An 18519-nucleotide genomic window follows, 5' to 3' on the forward strand; every position below is an offset into this window, starting at 1 on the left:
AGCAGACTGGAAAGGCGTCACGTCCATCCAGCCACCGCTCGACGGGGAGTTGCCCACTATGAACGCCGAATACCCCACCACCACGGACCCCGGCATTTCCAAGCAAGTGGACGAAACCCGGCCCGACCTGAGCAACGCCAACGTCCGTGAGGACCTGGCGCTCACTGGCCGCTGCGCCCTGGTCCATCTGCCCTCTGGCCGGACCTGCCTCCTGCCCCTCCGCCACCCGGGGCCGTGCGATTTCCACGGGCCCGCCGAGGCTGCGGACGTGGTCTCCGCCGGCCACTAGCCTCCCTCCGCAGTGACGCGGCCCGGGCGCCGATTTGTTCCGTCCGGGTGTCGACTCCCGGGCCTTTCCGGAGGACGATTAAAGCGCAGTCACTGGAAGGAGGTCTGTGATGTGCTACGGATACAACAAGGATTTCGGGCGGAGCGACAAGAAGGACACGAGCCGCAAGCCTGAAGCCAAGCAGGAAACTCCGGTAGGAACTCCGGAACCGCGGGTCAAGGCACAGGACTACACGTTCTGGGCCTTCCCGAGTTGGCGCAGGTCGCCAACACCCCGCACCCCGTCCGCAGAGCGGAGCGGGGAGCGGGTCTGACGCCGCAGCATCGGGACGGGCCTCCGCGGCCCGTCCCGCCCCGTTAACCGGAAAGGTGGATTCGACGGGAGTATATGGCCGGTCCGAGGCTCGCAGACGGGCCCGGACGGCGTAACGTCCCCTTGGCCATTCCTGGCTGGTGAAGCAGGTGGGCTGCCGGCAGCGGAACGCATCCACGCCGAGCGCGGTGCGGCATCTGGGCGATACCTGTTGTGCTGCGCCGAACCCCGCAGCTAGGGTTAGGTGCTAAGCATGCTTATCATCAAGAAGGGAATGGCCATGAGTGCCGGACAGACTACGCCAGAATCCAACGGGCGGCAGGAGCCGGGGGCCGAAACACCGTCCCCGGACCTCCCAGGCGGCCCCACCAACACGGGCGGCCCTTACAGCAACGCACCCTCGTACTCTCCGGATACACCCGCTGCCGGCGCCGCCACCGGAACCGGAACCGGCGTAGCAGACCGGCGCCAGGTCACCCGCACTGGCGTCATCTGGGTGGCCGTGGTGGCTGCGCTGGTGCTGCTGATCCTGCTGATCATCTTCATCCTGCAGAACCAGGAGCAGGCCCTGGTGAAGTTCCTGGGGCTGGAGGGCTCCGTCCCGCTGGGCATGGCCCTGTTCATCGCCAGCGTGACCGGCGGAGTCCTGGTGGCGGCGGCCGGCGGCGCCCGGATCCTGCAGCTTCGGGCCAGCGCGCACCGCTCCCGGACGCGGCAACGCCGCTAAGGCAGCAGCCGCCACCCAAGCAGCCCCGGAAACGTTGCGGCGGGCACCGTAAGGTGCCCGCCGTCGTCGGGGCCTAACTGCCGAGGTTCCGGAACTTCCGTGCCCGCGAGGCCACCAGCTGGGATACCGGCACCGCGGCAACCGACGCGAGCTCGTACTCAATGGCATGCGCCATCCGTGCGCAGAATTCGCGCGGTTCGAGGGACGCGTCGTGTCGCTCATCCACAATGTGGTCCACCAGCCCGTTGGCGTACAGGGACGCGACGTTGACGCCCTGAGCCTGCGCCATCGCGGGGGCGAAATCCGTGGTGCGGTGGACAATTGCACTCGCGCCCTCGGGCGGCAGCGGCGACAGCCAACTGTGTTGCGCCGCGATGGTCCGGTCCGCCGGCAGCAGGGCCAGCGCCCCTCCCCCGGCGCCCTGGCCCAGCAGGACCGAGACCGACGGCGATTCGAGCCCGATCAGTTCGTGCAGGGAGCGGGCGATTTCCCCAGCCAGGCCGCCTTCCTCCGCTTCCTGCGAGAGCGCCGCTCCGGCGGTGTCGATAACCGTGAGCAGCGGCAGCCGCAGTTCTTCCGCCAGCTTGGCGCCGCGCCGGGCCTCGCGCAGCGAACCCGGCCCCATCCCGGCGGCGTCCTTCCGCAGCGGGCGGGCGTGGCCCAGCACGATGCAGGACTGGGTGCCGAACCGGGCCAGGGCCAGCAGCAGCCCGGGATCTTTTTCGCCCTGCCCGGTGCCGTTGAGCGGGAGGGCGTCGCTGGCACCGTATTTGAGGAGTTGGCGGAGATCGGGCCGGCGCGGTTGGCGGGAGATTCCGATGGAAGTCCAGGCGTCCGCCTCGGCGGGCCGGACGGCCAGCGTGGCCGGGGCATCCGGCCAGGCAGCGGAGCCGGAAGCCCGCCGGGGCATCAGGATGTCCAGCGCCCTGCCCACCAGCTCGGCGAGCTTGCCGGGTTCCACCACACCGTCGATCAGGCCCTTGCTGAACAGGTTCTCGGCCACCTGGACGTTGTCCGGGAAGGCTTCGCCGTGCAGCGCCTCGTAGACACGCGGGCCCAGGAACCCCAGGAGGGAGCCCGGCTCGGCCACGTTGATGTGCCCCAGGGATCCCCAGGAGGCCATGACGCCACCGGTGGTGGGGTGGCGCAGGTAGACCAGGTACGGGAGGCCCGCCTGCCGGTGCGCCCGGACGGCCGCGGTGATCTTGACCATGGACAGGAACGCGAGGGTTCCCTCCTGCATGCGGGTACCACCCGAGGCGGTGCCGGCCAGCAGCGGCAGGCCTTCCGCCGTGGCGCGTTCCACCGCGGCCACGATCCGTTCGGCGGCGGCGTGGCCGATCGAACCGGCCAGGAAGGAAAATTCGCTCACGATCAACGCCACGCGGCGGCCGCGGATCAGACCGGCGCCGGTCAGCACGGATTCGTCAGTGCCGCTGCGGGCCCGCGCCCTGGCGAGATCGGCCGCGTATTCTCCGGTCAGTGCCGGCTGTTGCGGTTCGGTATCCCAGGAATTGAACGAACCGTCGTCCACCACGGCCTCCAGCAGTTCGGCGGCGCTGAGGTGGCGCACCTTTTCCGACGTCGGCATGCTATTCCGCCCTGACCGGCGCATCAGCGGCGGCGACGGGAACCAGCCCCAGCCACTCCCTGATGGATCCGCCGTCGGCGTCCAGAAGAGGCGGAGCAGCGTGGTCCGTCACGGTCGTCTCCGCGGCGTCGCCCTGGGCGAAGAACCGCAGCGGCGGACCGGGGAGGCTGACTGTGCCGAGCAGCGGATGCTCCACATCCACCACCAGGCCCTGCGAGGCCACCTGATCCCAGGCGTACACCTCGTCCAGCGAGCGGACCTTCCCTGCCGGAATCCCGGCGTCGTTCAGCTTCTCCAGCAGTTCCGCCGCGCCGTACTCCGCGAAGGCGCGTTCGACGGCGGCAATCACCTCCTGGCGGTTCCGCACCCTCTCGGCGTTGCTGGCAAAGCCGGGCGCGGCGGGGTCCAGGCCGAAGGCGGCAGCGAAGGAAGCCCACAGCTTCTCGCTGCCCACGCTGATCTGGACGCTGCCGTCCTTGCAGTTGAACAGGCCGTAGGGCGCGATGGACGGGTGGTGGTTGCCCTGCGCCTGCGGGACTTCACCGGCCACCGTGGCGCGGGTGCCCTGGAAGGCGTGGACCCCGATGAGGGAAGCGAGCAGGGAGGTGCGGACCACCTTGCCCTGGCCGGTGCGCTCACGCTCAACCAGTGCGGCCAGAACGCCGGTGGCGCCATTCATGCCTGCCAGCAAATCGGCAATCGGCACTCCCACGCGCTGCGGATCCTCCGGACCCGACCCCGTGAGGGACATCAGCCCTGCCTCACCCTGGAGGATCTGGTCGTAGCCGCTGCGCCGGGATTCAGGCCCGTCGTGGCCGAAGCCGGTGATGGAGAGGACCACCAGCCGCGGGTTGAGCGCGTGCATGGCGGCGGTGGAAAAGCCCAGCCGGTCCATGACGCCGGGCCGGAAGTTCTCAATTACCACGTCCGCCCGTTCCAGCAGTCCGCGGAGCACTGCCTGCCCGTCGCTGCTCTTCAGGTCCAGGCTGATGGACTCCTTGTTGCGGTTGCAGGACATGAAGTAGGTGGACTGCAGGTCATCCTCGGGGCCCACGAAGGGCGGGCCCCAGCCGCGGGTGTCGTCGCCGGTTCCGGGGTTCTCCACCTTGATGACACGGGCACCGAGGTCGGCGAGCATCATGCCGGCGTGCGGGCCGGCCAGGGCACGGCTCAGGTCGACGACGGTGTGCCCGGCCAGGGGGCCTTGCTGACGGTCAGCTGCATTCATGTGCTGGTTCCTTTACTGAAGTGCGTGGCGCGGAGCGCTGGCGGCGGGTGGGAATTCTGCTAACTACAACCAGCCGGGAACCACCAGCGCCAGCCAGGCGAGGACAGGCCCGGCAGCGATGACGATGCCGCTGTAGCCCAGGATCTGCTTGTAGAACTTGTCCTTGTCCACGCCCTCGGGCGCGTTGGCCAGGACCAGGGCGCCGTTGGTGGAGAAGGGCGAGACGTCCACGATGGTGGCGGCCACGGCCAGTGCGCAGATGACGCCGACGGCGCCGATTTCGCCGGTGGACAGGAAGGGCACGGCAAGCGGGATAAGCGCTGCAAGGATGGCTGTGGAGGATGCGAAGGCCGAAACGATGGCGCCGATGAAGCAAATGAGGAGCGCTGCCACCAGGGGCATGCCCATGCCGGCCACGCCGTTCGAAACGAATTCGATGGTGCCTGCCTCTTCGAGCACCCCAACGAAGGTGAGCATGCCGCAGATCAGCAGCACGGTGGACCAGCTGATCTTGTTGATGGCGCCCTTCTGGGCTGCGGGCGAGACGAGCGCCAGGACGATGGCGATGGTGATGGACACGAAACCGACGTCCATCTTGAAGCCCAGGGCGACGACGGCGAGCACCACCAGGCCGGCGATGGTGACCAGCTGCGGGATCCGCTGGGAGCGTTCCCTGGTGGCGGCAACGCCGTCGCCTGCGGGGTCGCGGGGGCCGTACATGCCGGAGCCGAAGCCTTTGAAGGCGACGTCCGTGCCGGCCTTGGCACCCACGCTGACGGACATCCGCGCCTCGGCCGCCTGCTCCACGAAGTGGCCCACGCGGGAGGACAGCAGCGCCCGGCCGCCCAGGACGGCGAAGAGCACCACGGCGATGACGATGTTGAAGATCAGGCTGCTCAGGAACAGCGCCGTGGGGCTGAAGGCGAGGTCCGTCTTGGCGATAATGCCGTTGACGGTGACGCCGTAGACCGCGATGGGCGAGAACCCGCCGGCCTGGGCGCCGTGGATCACCATCATGCCCATCAGCAGCGGACTGATCTTGTACTTGCCGGCGAAGCTGAGGGCGATAGGGGCAATAATCGCGACCGCGGCCGGGGACAGCGCGCCAACGGCGGTGATGACGGCGGTGATGGCAAACATGACCCAGGGGATGAGGGCAACGCGGCTGCCCACCAGCCTGACGGCGCCACGGACCAGGAGGTCGATGGTGCCGTTGTTCTGCGCGATGGCGAACAGGTAGGTGACGCCGACAATCGTCAGGAAGAGGCCACCGGGGAAGTTGGCCAGGATCTCATTCGTGGACATGCCCAGTACCAGGGCGCCCAGCAGGAAGGCGCCCACGAAGGCGAGGGCACCCATGTTGAGGGGCAGCACGGTGGCTAACAGGAACATCGCCGCCAGGATGATGATCGATAGAACAGGAGCGGACATCGTTGGTCCTCCATTGGGGAAAGAAAAGTGTGACGTGAGTAACTGGCTCACTGGACTAGCCTCTTAGACAGTGAGTCTATCTGTCAATAGCAGCGCGCTGTATTCTTGGGGTAACGACGACGTAGCGAGGGCTTTGTGGAGAAGACAGCACGGCTGGGATTGGAACGGGTTTCGCGGCCACGGCTTTACGAACAGCTGGTGGAGCAGATCCTTGCCTACATCGAATCGGCACAGCTGAAGCCCGGCGACCTCCTGCCGGCGGAACGCGACCTCGCCGAACGGCTGGGGGTTTCGCGCGCCACCCTCGCCCAGGCACTCGTGGCGCTGGAAGTGCTGGGCGTCATCGATGTCCAGCACGGCACAGGAGCCGTGCTTGCCCGGCGGCCCAGCGTGGCGTCCGTGATCAAGGGCCTCCGCGAACACCGCAGCCGGCTGCCGGAAATTGTCGAGGCACGCAGCACGCTGGAAGGAAAACTCGCGGCCCTGGCCGCTGCGAGGCGCACGGACGAGGACCTGAAGGCGATCGACCACGCCCTCGGGGTCATGGCCAAGGAAATCAGCGAGGGCGACCGCGGCACCCAGGGCGACGAACTCTTCCACGAAGCGATCACCGCAGCCGCCCACTCCTCGGTGCTGGCGCAGCTCATGGCATTCATCGCCGAGATGATCCTGGAAACCCGGATGGAATCCCTCGGCCAGCCAGGGCGGCCGGAACAGTCACTGGCCTCGCACCGGCGGATCGCCGACGCCATCCGGGACCAGGACCCGGAGGCCGCCGCCGAGGCGATGCTGGCGCACATCGAGCTGGTGTCCGACGTCGAACTCCTCCGCTGACCCGGCCCAGCCAGAGCTTAAACGGCAGATGCCCCATCAGATGGCGTTCCTAAAACCGGGTTTTAGGAACCGGATCTGATAGGGCACCGGGCGGGGCGGTCAGTACCCGTAACTAGAGGACGAGTACGACGCCAGCCCGATGATAAGCAGCAGCCAGAAGCCGCCATACCCCAGCAGGCAGAGGTAGCCCAGGACCAGTCCGGTGATGGACATTCCCTTGCCCGCAGGCTCGCGCTTGAGGGCCATGTGGCCGGTGATGATGGCGGCAAGCTGCGGAAGCATCAGCCATCCCATGATCACGGACGCGATGCCGCACACCATGCTGGCGATGCTGAGCGTCTTGGGCTCGGCCTGCATGCCGTAGTACGCCGGCTGGCCATACTGGGCCGGCTGCCCGTAGGGGCTCGGCTGGGCGTAGGGGCTGGCGTTGCCGTGCTGGTTGCCGTATTGGTCGTTGCCATACTGCGGGCCGCCGTACTGGTTGCTCCCGTACTGCGCGGAAAGGCCCGGGTACAGCGGCGGCGGGGGAATGTCAGAGCCCGGCGAGCTGGATCCTTGCGGCGGGACGAACGGCGGCGGTTCATACCCGGACGGCGGCGCGGGCGGAGTGCCGTCGCTGCCGGACGGGTTGTGCCACTGGGAGTCAGGGCGCTGGGACGGCTGGTCGGTCATGGTTTTCCCCCTGGAATGTTGCTTCCAGCCTATCGCCTGCGGCGGCTTTCCGGGCGCCGTCAGTGCAGGACCAGCTTGACGGCCAGGCCAAGCATGACGATGCCGATTCCCAGGTCCAGGAACCGCCAGGTGCGCGGGTTGCCGAGCACCCCGGACAGCGCCCTGGCCCCGTACCCCAGCGCGGAGAACCATGCGATGCTGCCGGCAACGGCGCCGCCGGCGAAGACCCACCGGAGGTCCGGGCCCTGTTGGTTGGCCAGGCTGCCCAGGAGTACCACCGTGTCGAGGTAGACGTGCGGGTTCAGGAAGGTCAGCGCCACCGTACTGGCCACCACCGATCCCTTGGACCGGGGTGTGCCCTGCGCAAGGGCGGACGGCCTGAGCGCCGAGATGAAGGAGCGCACCGCGAACCAGGCCAGGTAGGCCGCCCCGCCCCACCGAAGAACTTCGAGTGCTTCGGGGAAGCGCGTCACCAGCGCGCCGATCCCGGCGGTCCCGCCCAGGATCAGGGCAGCGTCACCGGCCATGCACACGGCAACCACCGCGCCGATGTGCTCACGGCGGACGCCCTGGCGGAGCACGAAGGCATTCTGGGCACCGATGGCAACGATCAGCGCCAGCCCCGTCAGCATCCCGGTAAGTCCTGTCATCAACATGCATTCGACGGTACGGACCGCAGAATCTGAAGACAAACGATTGGTTCTTGGGTTCCATTAGAATTTCTTCATGAATCTCGAGCATCTTCGCGCACTGGTGGCCGTCATTGACGAGGGCACCTTTGAGGCCGCGGCCGATCTCCTGCGCGTCACCCCGTCCGCCGTCAGCCAGCGCATCAAGGCGCTGGAGGCTTCCGCAGGGCAGGTCCTGGTGCGCCGGCGGGTCCCGTGTGTTCCCACCGACGCCGGGGCCGTGCTGCTCCGGATGGCCCGCCAGGTGCAGGTCCTCGAGGCGGAAACGTCAACCGCACTGGGAACCGCCACAGCCTCCAGCGCCACCCTGCCGGTGGCCATCAACGCGGATTCGCTGGCCACGTGGTTCGTGCCCGTCCTCGCCGTCGCCGCCACGTGGGCGGACACCACCCTGGACCTTCACGTCGAGGACCAGGGTTTCAGCAGCCAGCTCCTGCGACAGGGTGACGTCATGGGTGCCGTCACCTCCGATCCCGTCCCTGTCAGCGGTTGCCGGGTGGAGTTGCTGGGCCACATGCGGTACGTCCCGGTGGCCGCGGCCGCCCTGCGTCAACGGTTCGCCAAGGGCAATACGGTGGACTGGGCCCGGATGCCGGTCCTGAAATTCAATGCCAAGGACAACCTGCAGCGCGGGCTGCTGGCGGCGAAAGGCGTTGGGCAGGTTCCGCCCACCCACACGGTTCCGTCGTCGGAAGGGTTCCTCGCGGCCATCAAAGCCGGCCTGGGTTGGGGCATGCTCCCTGAACTGCAGCTGGGCAACGAGCTGGCCGACGGCTCGCTGGTCCTCGTCGGGAAGAACGCCCATGAGGATGTTCCGCTCTACTGGCAATCCTGGTCGCTGGACTCGGAGCGGCTCCGCCGGATAGGCGACGCGGTCCGCGACGCCGGCCTTGGCACGCTGCGCACAGCCGCCCCGGAGAATGGCGGCAGCGCAGGCAGCAAACTCAGCGCGTCCAGAACGGCAGGACGTAGACCGCAAAAATAACGAAGGCCGCCAGGAGGGCGAGCCGGCCCGCGCTGGTACCACCCCGCGCCTGCGGTTTCCCGCTTCGGTTCCGGCCGGCAGCAGTTCGGGCCGCTCCGCCGGTGCCTGCAACCGGGATGGCACGCCCCGCGGGATGCCGGGAAACACTGCCGCCCCGGCTCCGGTCAGGACCCGCAGCCCGGGGATTGTCCGCGCCGCGACGGTCCGCGGCGGGATCGCCCGTCCGCGGCCCGGCGTTTCCTGGACCGGCCGGCGGGAGGCCGCCCGCAGGCCGCACCACTGTTCCCGGCCGGACATTCCGGAACGCCGTGATGCCGGGCTCCTGCTCGTGGGTAAGTTCCTCCCCCAGTTGGGCATAAAGTCCCACGACTGTTTGGTGGTCCAGCACCGGCGGCAGCGCCTCGATGGCACCCACCAGGCGCTGGCTGCCCGCGACGGCGACATCGGAGTTCGTCACGCCAAAGAGGTCAGGCTGGGCGGCCATGCAGATCAGCGGCCGGACCAGCCGGCGGTGCGGCGGCGCCAGCACGGACGCGACGGCGGCGCACTGCGCCAGTGCGCCTTCCACTGCCTGGGTCCGCGCATACCGGCCCTGCCAGAGCACTCCCGACGCCACCCGCACCTCACCGGTCCAGTTTTTGGAATCGACCACCACCACGCCGCCAGGCCCCACCAGGACGTGGTCCAGGTTGGCCTTGGGCCGGCCGGGCCAGTGCACGTCGTGCAGCACGTACCAGCCGTGCGGGACCAGTTCGCTGAGCTTCTCCGCCACCACGCGTTCACCCACGGCACCCGCATCCCACGCTTTCGTGGAGCGCTCGGCCGCGTCCAGCCGGCGCTTGAGCCTGGCTACCCGCTCAGCGGCCAGCCTGGACTGTTCGGCTGCCCCGTCTCCTGCCCCCATGGTGCGTCCCTGCTTCCGTGCCGGACGGGCGAAAAGCGGCGGGCCGCCGTCGTCCCCTGCTGTGGTTGTTCGAGCCGGGAGGCGGTGGATAGCCTTCCGGATTTTTCGAAAGTAACAGCGCGCGCAGGGGCGGGTATATAGGTACTTTTCGGGGCATGTACTCAGGTTGGCTACTTGGTTAACGGCTCGTTTTCGATGACGTGCCGCCGTCACAGGGGCCGGAATGTGGCCCTGCCGTTTTGACTCCGGCGAGGTTCTGGCATGCTAGGTCCCATGGCTAGCCGCGCGGGTACAGTTGCCCAACCCCAGGACCTTGTTGACATCACAGCGCTCCTCGATGCGTACTACGACATCTCGCCGGACCTGGGTGACCCAGGCCAGCGCGTGGTGTTCGGCACGTCGGGTCACCGCGGATCGAGCCTGAAGGCCTCGTTCAATGAAAAGCACATCGTGGCCATCACCCAGGCCATCGTCGAATACCGGGCGGCGCAGGGCGTCACCGGCCCCCTGTTCCTTGCCAAGGACACCCACGCCCTGAGCGAGCCGGCACAGAACTCGGCCCTCGAGGTCCTTGCCGCCAACGGCGTCCAGGTCCTGGTCGACGCCCGGCACGGCTACACGCCCACCCCGGCGCTGAGCCACGCGATCCTCACCTACAACCGGAACGCCGGTGCCGGCGCCCCGCAGGCAGACGGCATCGTGGTCACCCCCAGCCACAACCCGCCGCAGGACGGCGGCTTCAAGTACAACCCGCCCCACGGCGGGCCGGCGGACTCCGACGCCACCGGCTGGATCGCCAACCGCGCCAACGAACTGCTCGAAAACGGCCTGCGCGGCGTCAAGCGCATCCCGCTGGCCGACGCCCAGGCGGCCGACACCACAGGCAAGTTCGATTTCCTCTCCAGCTACGTGGACGACCTTCCATCCGTCCTTAACCTGGACGCCATCCGCGACGCAGGAGTCCGGATCGGCGCGGACCCCATGGGTGGCGCCTCCGTGGACTACTGGGGCGAGATCGCCGAGCGCCACCACCTGAACCTCACGGTGGTGAACCCCACCGTGGACCCGCAGTGGGCCTTCATGACCCTGGACTGGGATGAGAAGATCCGCATGGACTGCTCGTCGCCGTCGGCCATGGCCTCGCTGATCCAGCGGATGACCGTTGGCGCGGACGGATCCACCGCGTACGACATCGCCACGGGCAACGATGCGGACGCGGACCGGCACGGCATCGTTACCCCTGACGGCGGGCTGATGAACCCGAACCACTACCTCGCCGTGGCCATCGACTACCTGTACCGCAACCGCAGCGGCTGGAACCCGGCCTCGGTGGTGGGCAAGACCCTGGTGTCCTCCTCGATCATCGACCGCGTGGCCGAAAGCCTGGGCCGCAAACTGGTTGAGGTGCCGGTGGGCTTCAAGTGGTTCGTCCCCGGGCTGCTGTCCGGCGAAGGGGCGTTCGGCGGCGAGGAATCGGCCGGCGCGTCCTTCAACAAGCTGGACGGCAGCGTCTGGACCACGGACAAGGACGGCATCCTGCTGGCCCTGCTCGCATCCGAGATCACCGCCGTGACCGGCAAGTCGCCGTCGCAGCTGTACAAGGGCCTCACGGACCAGTTCGGCGCGCCCGTCTACGCCCGGATCGACGCCGCCGCCACGCGTGAGCAGAAGTCGGCACTCGGCAAGCTCTCGCCGTCGGACGTCACCGCCACCGAACTGGCAGGCGAGGCGATCACTGCCAAGCTCACCGAAGCTCCCGGCAACGGTGCCTCCATCGGTGGCCTGAAGGTGGTCACGGAGAATGCATGGTTCGCCGCACGTCCGTCCGGCACCGAGGATGTCTACAAGATCTACGCCGAGTCCTTCAAGGGCGAGGAGCACCTGAAGCAGGTCCAGGCCGAGGCCAAGGCCCTGGTGGACAGCGTCATCGCCTGATTTAACGCCAGATGCCCTATCACTTGGGGTCCCCCTCCATGCCGGATGGGGACCCTTAGTGATAGGGCATCTTGGGTTAAGCGGGGTTAGACGGTGCGGACGGCCTCGTCGTAGGAGAACTTGGGCTTGGCGGCGCCCCAGGCTTCTTCACCGGGCTGGCCGATGTTGACCACCAGGAAGCTCTTCTGGTCGCCGGCCGGGAAGAAGGCAGCGTCGATGGCGGCGAAGTCAGCGCCGGTCATTGGGCCTGCGGCGAAGCCGAGCGAGCGGACGGCAAGGATGAAATAGCCGGCCTGCAGGTGGGCGTTGTTGTTGCCGGTGCTGGCGGCCAGGGCGGGATCCGCGTCGTACATGGCCTTGGGGGCGTTGTAACCGGGGAGGAAGCTGTCCCACTTGCCGGCCCAGTCCGTCTCGTAGCTGAGGATGGCCACCAGCGGAGCGGAGGCGGTCTTGGCCTGGTTGCCGCGGGACAGGGTGCCCACCAGGGTTGCGCGGGCCTCGTCCGAGCGGACGTAGGTGACGCGAAGCGGCTGGGAGTTGAACGCGGTGGGCCCGAACTTGGTCAGTTCGTAGATGGCCTGGGCCTGCTCCTCGGTGACCTCACCGGTGAAGGAGTTGGCGGTGCGGGCCTGGGCGAAGATGGCGTCAACGGCTGCCGAATCGATAACCGCTTCTTCATGGGCAATGGTCATTCGCGTACCTTTCGCTGCGGCTCCCCCGCCTGCCGGGGTGGGCCTCTGGTTGCTTTCCATAGTTGCAACTTCAACTGCTTGCCGCCTCTTCCCGTGACGGCAGGTGACGTTGGCCACAGCAGATCGCTGGTGCCTGCCGGGCAACTACGAACGGCAGCCGCCCAGCAGGGCTGGCGGTATTCTGGACCAAGTTGATCTTCGCCCCCTCGCGGCACCCCCTGAAAGGCATTCCTTCCCATGAGCATGCTCGGAATCAAATGGAAGCTGCACGGCACCGGAAAATCCATCAAGCCCGGCCAGGTGGTGGCCCCGGATGAGCGATTGGCGTGGCCCCTGACCATTGGCGTGGGCATGCAGCACGTGGTGGCCATGTTCGGCGCCACGTTCCTGGTGCCCATCATCACCGGCATGCCGCCGGCTACCACACTGTTCTTTTCCGGCATCGGTACGCTCCTGTTCCTGGTGGTCACCAAGGGCCGCGTGCCCAGCTACCTCGGCTCAAGCTTCGCGTTCATCGCACCCATCACCGCGTCCCAGGCGCAGTTCGGCATTCCGGGTGCCCTTGGCGGCGTGGTGCTGGCCGGTGCCACCCTCGCCCTGGTGGGTGCGGTGGTGCAGAAGTTCGGCGCCGGATGGATCAACCGGCTGATGCCGCCCATCGTCACCGGCGCCATCGTGGCGCTGATCGGCCTGAACCTTGCGCCCGCCGCAAAGCAGAACTTCGACGCCGCCCCCATCACCGCCGTCATCACCCTGGCAACCATCATCCTGGTCAGCGTGCTGTTCCGCGGGATCCTGGGCCGGCTGAGCATCCTGGTGGGCGTGGTGGTGGGCTACCTCGTGGCCATGCTCCGCGGCGAGGTCAGCTACGACAAGATGGACGCCGCCGCATGGGTGGGGCTGCCGCACTTCCAGACCCCCGAGTTCCACATCGGCGTCCTGGGCCTGTTCGTCCCGGTGGTGCTGGTGCTGGTTGCGGAGAACATCGGCCACGTGAAGTCCGTGGCCGCCATGACAGGCCAGAACCTCGACGGCGTCTCCGGGCGCGCGCTGATGGCCGACGGCGCCGCGACGGTCCTGGCGGGCTTCGGCGGCGGATCCGGCACCACCACATACGCCGAGAACATCGGCGTCATGGCTGCCACCAAGGTCTATTCGACGGCGGCCTACTGGGTGGCGGGCATGTTCGCCATCCTGCTCAGCTTCTCCCCGAAGTTCGGCGAACTCATCGCCACGGTCCCGCCGGGGGTGCTGGGCGGTGCTGCCACCATGCTGTACGGCATGATCGGCATCCTTGGCGTAAAGATCTGGGTGCAAAACAAGGTCAACTTCTCCAACCCCGTCAACCTGACCACGGCCGCCGTAGCACTCATCATCGGCATCGCCGACTACACCTGGACCATCGGGGACCTCACGTTCACCGGCATCGCCCTGGGGTCCGCGGCAGCATTGGTGATCTACCACGGCATGCGGGCCATCGCGAAGGCCCGCGGAACCGTGGCCGAGCCCGAAACCGAGCAGGGCGGACTGCCGCCCTCGGTCAAGTCGGCGCTTAACGCGGCATCGAAGCGCGGCCCCAAGAAACGCTGAACCTAGGCCGCTGCGCTGCGGGCCGGAATGGCTAGGCGGCCTGTCCCTGTGGCGCCGGTCCGCCCTTCAGCCCGGGGTTCACGCCGGTGGCCGGGTGCCCAGCCGGGAAAGGTCCGGGCCTGGCCAAACCAAGGACGGGCCCGGGCAGCGGCCGCTTCGCGGCAAGGGATTCGTCTTCCGGGTGCAGGAGGTGGCGCAGGACCCAGGGGAAAAAGTACTGCCGGGCCCACACCAGGTCCTCTGCCCGCGCCCGCTTCCACCCCTGGGCCGGGAGTGGCTTGGGCCAGAGCGGTTCAAGGGTGTGCGGGACGCCCAGGGCGTTGAGCGTAGCCACGGCAACCGTATGGTGGCCCAGCGGCGAGAGATGCAGCCGGTCCGGGTCCCACATTGCCGCATGCTGGAGTTCGGGCAGGCACCACAGGTCCACCATGACGCAGTGGTGCCCGGCCCCAATGGCGTGGATGTTTTCGTTGTAGACGGCCATCTTGCCCCGAATGGCGCTGAAGACGGGCGTGTTACCCCAGTCCGGCCCGGCATAGAGGAGGACAGTGGCGCCGGTGGCGGCCAGCACGCCAACTGCCGTGTCCATTTTTTCGGCCAGTTTGTCCGGGTTGCCGCGTTTGAACAGGATGTCGTTCCCGCCGCCGGACATTGCGATCAGGTCCGGTTTGAGGGCCAGCGCGGGGGCCAGCTGCCGGTCTACGATCTGGCGCAGCAGCATGCCGCGCACGGCGAGGTTGGCGTAGGCGAAATCCGGCTGCCCGGCGCTGAGTTCCTCGGCCGCCCGGTCCGCCCAGCCCCGCAGTCCGCCCAGGCTGAGCGGCTCGGGGTCGCCGATGCCTTCGGTGTAAGAGTCGCCCAAGGCCACGAACCGGCGCCAGGGGTGCCGTCCGCTGTCGCCGCCCAGCGGCGGCAGCTCCCGTTCCTGGATGGTCATGCCGTTTTCCTTCCCGCAGTATGGCGCGGGCGCCGCTTTCTTGCAGCCCCCACTGGTGCGGCGTCCTGTGGCTTGTGGCCCAGTTCAGCCGCCGGTGCAGGCTGAAGGCCCGCAACGCCGTCGTGCATTTCCTGCGGGGTGACCGCAGGCGCCGGGCCTGGACGGCCCATCCCGGCGCCGGGAACGACGACGTTGAGCGCCGCGTCCCGTAGGTCCAGTTCGTGATGGACAGCCTGCGTCTGCAGGAACCTCAGCGCGCCGTCACGGCTCAGCCCGTACTCGTTCATCAGGCTCCGGACGGCCAGGTCCACCAGCACCAGTGAGCTTTGCACGACGGCGATGCCGACAGTGGCCTCGGCACGCTCACCAACGCGCACCACCACGCTGAGCGCCCTGGCCACTTGCCGGACGTAGGTGCGGCACCGGACGAGGTCGTCGCTGGTGAAGGTGTGGGCGGTTTCCGCGTAAAAGTTGATGGCGGCACTTGTTTCGCCCTCAGCGGCAAGTGGCGCGGACAGGAGGCACTGCACGCCGTGTGCCGCGGCAGCGCTGGAGTAACCGGGCCAGCGCCAGTCCCGGTTGAGATCGGAAAGAAGGACGAACCCGCCGGTCCGTACGGCCTCCATGACAGGGCCGTCCGCGAAGGAACACTGCTCGCGGTCAGCCTCGCGCGCCTGATCGGTACTCGCTGCGATGGTGTGGGCTTTTCCCTGCCTGAAAAGCGTGGCTGCCCAGCTGATGCCGCGCTGTTCACCCCTGATGTCCCGCATTAGCTCATGGGTGACTTCCCGGAGGTAGTTTTCAACATCCTTGCTGTCGAAAACCGGCGCCGGGGGCGTTGGAAGGGGTCCCCAGCCAACCTGCCCCGAAGGTACAGCGGCCATGCTCCACGCCTTGGATTAAAACGGTTCGGCTCACTGCAAAACCTTGTTCTAAGAATACGACTCGAAAGTGCCGCGCGGGGAGGCCGGGCCAACGGGTTTAGGGGAACCCGCAGCCCCTCCGTTTCTTGGCGGGTTCACCGAGGAACGGACGGGGGCACAGGACGGGGGCACAGGACGGGGCGCTGACCGCCACGTCCCTATCCCCGGGCAGCGGCTCCTACCGCACCTCGATCTCCAGCACCTGGAAGTCGTCCGCCGAATGCCGGCCCACCAGGATCCGGAACGTTCCCGGCTCAACCTGCCAGCCGCCGTCGTAATGCGCGAACGAGCGTGCGGGGATCCGCAGCTCCACGCTGTCGGTGCCGCCGGGAGCCAGGTGGGTCCCGGCGTATCCGGCCAGCCAGCGCACGGGCCTTTCCACCGCTGACTCCGGACGCTCAAGGTATACCTGCACCACCTCGCGGCCGGCCCGCGTGCCGGTGTTGCGGACGGGGACGTGCACCACTACGTCCCTGCCGGCGGGCACCGTCCGGGAGGCGTGCGGGGTGCAGAGTTCGAACGTGGTGTAGCCCAGCCCGTAGCCGAACGGCAGCGCCGGGGCAGCCCCACCGGCGGCCTGCTGCTTCAGCCAGGCCCGGTAGCCCACGTGGATGCCCTCGGAATAGACCACCTTGCCGTCCACCGGGACGGTATCCAGCACCGGGACGTCCGCCAGGGCTGCCGGCCAGGTAGTAGGCAGCCGGCCGCCCGGTTCCTCGGCACCGAGCAGGATGTCCGCGATGGCACGGCCGAATTCCTGGCCCCCGAACCAGCCGAGCAACACCGCGCCCACCCGGTCCAGCCACGGCATGAGCACCGGGGAGCCGGAGTTCACCACCACCACGGTGCGCGGATTCGCGGCAGCCACCGCTTCCACCAGCTGGTTCTGGCGGCCAGGGAGGTCGAGGTCCTTGCGGTCGAAGCCTTCGGACTCGATGGCGGCGCTGGTGCCCACCACCACCACGGCAACGTCCGCCGCCCTGGCTGCTTCCACCGCGGCGTCAATCTCCGCCTGCGGGTCCGCCACCACGGTTTCCTCGCCCAGCAGGATGGCGGTGAACGGGATGGCCTGCTCCGCGGGCAGTTCGAAGAGTGCCTCAATCCGGACCCGCCCACCTGCCTCCGCTTGGACCTCGTGGACGGTCTTGGGCGGATCGAAGAGTGCAGCGCCGAGGACGTCGGTATCGTCCTCGATGGTCCCGTTGAAGACCTCGTCACCGTTGAGTGAGAGGCGGATCCTGCCCACGGTACCCATGCCAAGGTGGTGCGTGCCCGCCGAGGGTGCCGTCCAGTCGGTTTCCATCCGGATGGCGGCAGAGCCCTCGGGGATGCCGATCCCGAACCAGATCAGATGGGATGCCAGCCGGTCCTCGCCGGAAAGTTCCGTGCCGTCAGCTGCCAGGAACGTCACGCGCAGGCCGGGGACGTTGGACACCGGGTTGTGGAGCGAGGTCCGCGGGAAGGCCTGCAGGCCCTCGGCCACCTTGGCGCCCCGGTGGTAGGAGACGGTGACGCCGGCGGGCAGGGCCTCACGCAGTCCGTCCAGCGGCGAGATGTTCTGCTTGGGCATGACGGTGGCGCTGCCGCCGCCCTGGGTCCGTGCTTCCTCCGCGTTGTGGCCGCTCACGGCCACACTGCCCAGGACCGCCGGGTCCAGGGGCAGCAGGCCGTCCCGGTTCCGGACCAGGACAGCGCCGCGGACAGCCACTTCGCGGGCGACGGCGGCGGCGTTGAGTGGTGCCGGCAGTTCCCTTACGGCGGGGCTGACGCCGTCGAGCGAACCTACGCGGGCGGCCAGCCGGAGGATGCGGACCACCTTATCCAGGATGGCGGTGCGGCTGACGCGGCCGTCCTCGACGGCGGCAAGCAGCTTGGGTCCCCAGTGACCCACGGGTCCCGGCATTTCCAGGTCCTGGTGGGCGTTGGCGGCGTCAACGGAGCGGACGCCGGTCCAGTCGGACACCACGACGCCGTCGAAGCCCCACTCGGTGGACAGCGGCGTTTCGAGGAGGTCATTTTCGCTGGCGGTGGTGCCGTTGATGGAGTTGTAGGAGCTCATCACCAGCCAGGCCCGGGACTCGGTAACGGCGTCCTCGAAGGCTGCCAGGTAGAGCTCACGCAGGGGCCGCTCGTCCACCACGGAGTCGGCGGTGAAGCGGTCGGTTTCGGCTTCATTGGCAAGGTAGTGCTTGGGGGTGGCCCCAACCCCCATGGACTGCACACCCGCCACGTATCCGGCAGCAATGGTGGCCGTCAGCCGGGGGTCCTCGCTCATGCATTCGAAGTGCCTGCCGCCCAGCGGGGAGCGGTGCAGGTTGATGGTGGGGCCCAGGACTGCGTGGACGCCCTTGCGCCGCGCTTCCTGGCCCAGGACCTGGCCGTAGCGGCGGGCCAGGCCGACGCTCCAGGTGGCGGACAGGGCGGACGACGACGGCAGGGAAACCGAGTCGTGCCGCTCATCGAAGTCCTCGCCGCGAACGCCGGCGGGGCCGTCTGACATCACCACGCGGGACAGCCCGATGGCGGGAAGGGCGTGCGTGGACCAGACGTCCGCGCCGGTGAGCAGCTGGACCTGCTGCTCGAGGGTGAGGCTTTCCGCGAGGTCCCTGATCCGGGCCTCGGCGTCCGGTGAGCCGGCGGCAGGAACAGCGGCGGCTGGAACGGTGGCAGCGGGCAGGGTGGGGTTCACGGGGGGCTCCTTCAGATAGTGGATTGATCGTAACGGCAAAAACCGAGTATGACTAGGCTTTCGCTGGGCGGAGTGAAATACACTGGCTTCC

General features: G+C 68.2%; 17 protein-coding genes. 7 read left to right on the forward strand and 10 right to left on the reverse strand.

Going from position 1 to position 18519, the window contains the following annotated elements:
• Positions 1-58 precede the first annotated feature (58 nt).
• From OVA06_RS17150 to OVA06_RS17160, 3 genes are all read left to right on the forward strand, one after another.
• A complete protein-coding gene (locus OVA06_RS17150; RefSeq protein WP_268159945.1) occupies positions 59-289 on the forward strand; it encodes a hypothetical protein in 231 nt (76 codons plus the stop codon).
• Between the two features lie 109 nt (positions 290-398).
• Complete coding sequence (locus tag OVA06_RS17155) at positions 399-602, forward strand: hypothetical protein (protein ID WP_056083031.1); 204 nt, start codon at positions 399-401, stop codon at positions 600-602.
• Between the two features lie 279 nt (positions 603-881).
• Positions 882-1328 (forward strand): LapA family protein, encoded by a 447-nt coding sequence (locus tag OVA06_RS17160; protein WP_268160834.1) that lies wholly within the window; start codon positions 882-884, stop codon positions 1326-1328.
• Between the two features lie 73 nt (positions 1329-1401).
• Here OVA06_RS17160 and OVA06_RS17165 read toward each other — a convergent pair whose 3' ends face one another.
• The 3 genes from OVA06_RS17165 to OVA06_RS17175 all read right to left on the reverse strand — a co-directional run bounded on the left by OVA06_RS17165 (position 1402) and on the right by OVA06_RS17175 (position 5578).
• Positions 1402-2919: a carboxyl transferase domain-containing protein gene (locus OVA06_RS17165; RefSeq protein WP_268159947.1), complete on the reverse strand. Its 1518-nt coding sequence runs from the start codon at positions 2917-2919 to the stop codon at positions 1402-1404.
• Position 2920: 1 nt separating this feature from the next.
• Entirely contained in the window at positions 2921-4147 is a 1227-nt protein-coding gene (locus tag OVA06_RS17170) for a CaiB/BaiF CoA transferase family protein (RefSeq protein ID WP_268159949.1), read from the reverse strand.
• Between the two features lie 63 nt (positions 4148-4210).
• Positions 4211-5578, reverse strand: a complete 1368-nt coding sequence (locus OVA06_RS17175) for an SLC13 family permease (protein ID WP_056083048.1) — start codon at positions 5576-5578, stop codon at positions 4211-4213.
• A 135-nt stretch (positions 5579-5713) separates the two neighbouring features.
• Here OVA06_RS17175 and OVA06_RS17180 point away from each other — a divergent pair, with 135 nt between their 5' ends.
• The gene (locus OVA06_RS17180; RefSeq protein WP_268159951.1) at positions 5714-6412 is read left to right on the forward strand and encodes a FadR/GntR family transcriptional regulator; all 699 of its coding nucleotides are present in this window, start codon (positions 5714-5716) and stop codon (positions 6410-6412) included.
• A gap of 99 nt (positions 6413-6511) precedes the next feature.
• Here OVA06_RS17180 and OVA06_RS17185 read toward each other — a convergent pair whose 3' ends face one another.
• Both OVA06_RS17185 and OVA06_RS17190 read right to left on the reverse strand, forming a co-directional pair.
• Positions 6512-7084 carry a DUF4190 domain-containing protein gene (locus tag OVA06_RS17185; protein ID WP_268159953.1) on the reverse strand — a complete coding sequence of 191 codons (573 nt, stop codon included), beginning with the start codon at positions 7082-7084 and terminating at the stop codon, positions 6512-6514.
• Positions 7085-7143: 59 nt separating this feature from the next.
• Positions 7144-7734, reverse strand: a complete 591-nt coding sequence (locus OVA06_RS17190; protein ID WP_268159955.1) for a LysE/ArgO family amino acid transporter — start codon at positions 7732-7734, stop codon at positions 7144-7146.
• 76 nt (positions 7735-7810) lie between these two features.
• Between OVA06_RS17190 and OVA06_RS17195 the strand changes: the two genes are divergently transcribed.
• Positions 7811-8758 (forward strand): LysR family transcriptional regulator ArgP, encoded by a 948-nt coding sequence (locus OVA06_RS17195; protein WP_268159957.1) that lies wholly within the window; start codon positions 7811-7813, stop codon positions 8756-8758.
• Here the strand turns inward: OVA06_RS17195 and OVA06_RS17200 are convergent.
• Positions 8718-9662 carry a nuclease-related domain-containing protein gene (locus OVA06_RS17200; protein ID WP_268159959.1) on the reverse strand — a complete coding sequence of 315 codons (945 nt, stop codon included), beginning with the start codon at positions 9660-9662 and terminating at the stop codon, positions 8718-8720. The genes OVA06_RS17195 and OVA06_RS17200 overlap by 41 nt on opposite strands.
• A gap of 273 nt (positions 9663-9935) precedes the next feature.
• On the opposite strand from OVA06_RS17200, the gene pgm reads away from it, so the two are divergent.
• Positions 9936-11597: a phosphoglucomutase (alpha-D-glucose-1,6-bisphosphate-dependent) gene (pgm, locus tag OVA06_RS17205; protein ID WP_268159961.1), complete on the forward strand. Its 1662-nt coding sequence runs from the start codon at positions 9936-9938 to the stop codon at positions 11595-11597.
• 86 nt (positions 11598-11683) lie between these two features.
• Here the strand turns inward: pgm and OVA06_RS17210 are convergent, their stop codons facing one another.
• Positions 11684-12289 (reverse strand): malonic semialdehyde reductase, encoded by a 606-nt coding sequence (locus tag OVA06_RS17210; RefSeq protein ID WP_056083064.1) that lies wholly within the window; start codon positions 12287-12289, stop codon positions 11684-11686.
• Between the two features lie 237 nt (positions 12290-12526).
• On the opposite strand from OVA06_RS17210, the gene OVA06_RS17215 reads away from it, so the two are divergent.
• Positions 12527-13879 carry a uracil-xanthine permease family protein gene (locus OVA06_RS17215; RefSeq protein WP_268159964.1) on the forward strand — a complete coding sequence of 451 codons (1353 nt, stop codon included), beginning with the start codon at positions 12527-12529 and terminating at the stop codon, positions 13877-13879.
• 31 nt (positions 13880-13910) lie between these two features.
• Here the strand turns inward: OVA06_RS17215 and OVA06_RS17220 are convergent, their stop codons facing one another.
• From OVA06_RS17220 to OVA06_RS17230, 3 genes are all read right to left on the reverse strand, one after another.
• Positions 13911-14816: an SGNH/GDSL hydrolase family protein gene (locus OVA06_RS17220; protein ID WP_268159966.1), complete on the reverse strand. Its 906-nt coding sequence runs from the start codon at positions 14814-14816 to the stop codon at positions 13911-13913.
• Positions 14813-15700, reverse strand: coding sequence for a GAF domain-containing protein (locus OVA06_RS17225; RefSeq protein WP_261620418.1), 888 nt, complete (start codon positions 15698-15700; stop codon positions 14813-14815). Before OVA06_RS17225 ends, OVA06_RS17220 begins: the two co-directional genes overlap by 4 nt.
• A gap of 217 nt (positions 15701-15917) precedes the next feature.
• On the reverse strand, positions 15918-18428 hold the full coding sequence (locus tag OVA06_RS17230) for a beta-glucosidase family protein (RefSeq protein ID WP_268159967.1): 2511 nt from the start codon (positions 18426-18428) through the stop codon (positions 15918-15920).
• Positions 18429-18519 lie beyond the last annotated feature (91 nt).

The sequence above is a fragment of the Pseudarthrobacter sp. SL88 genome (assembly GCF_026672455.1).
Taxonomy (GTDB): domain Bacteria; phylum Actinomycetota; class Actinomycetes; order Actinomycetales; family Micrococcaceae; genus Arthrobacter.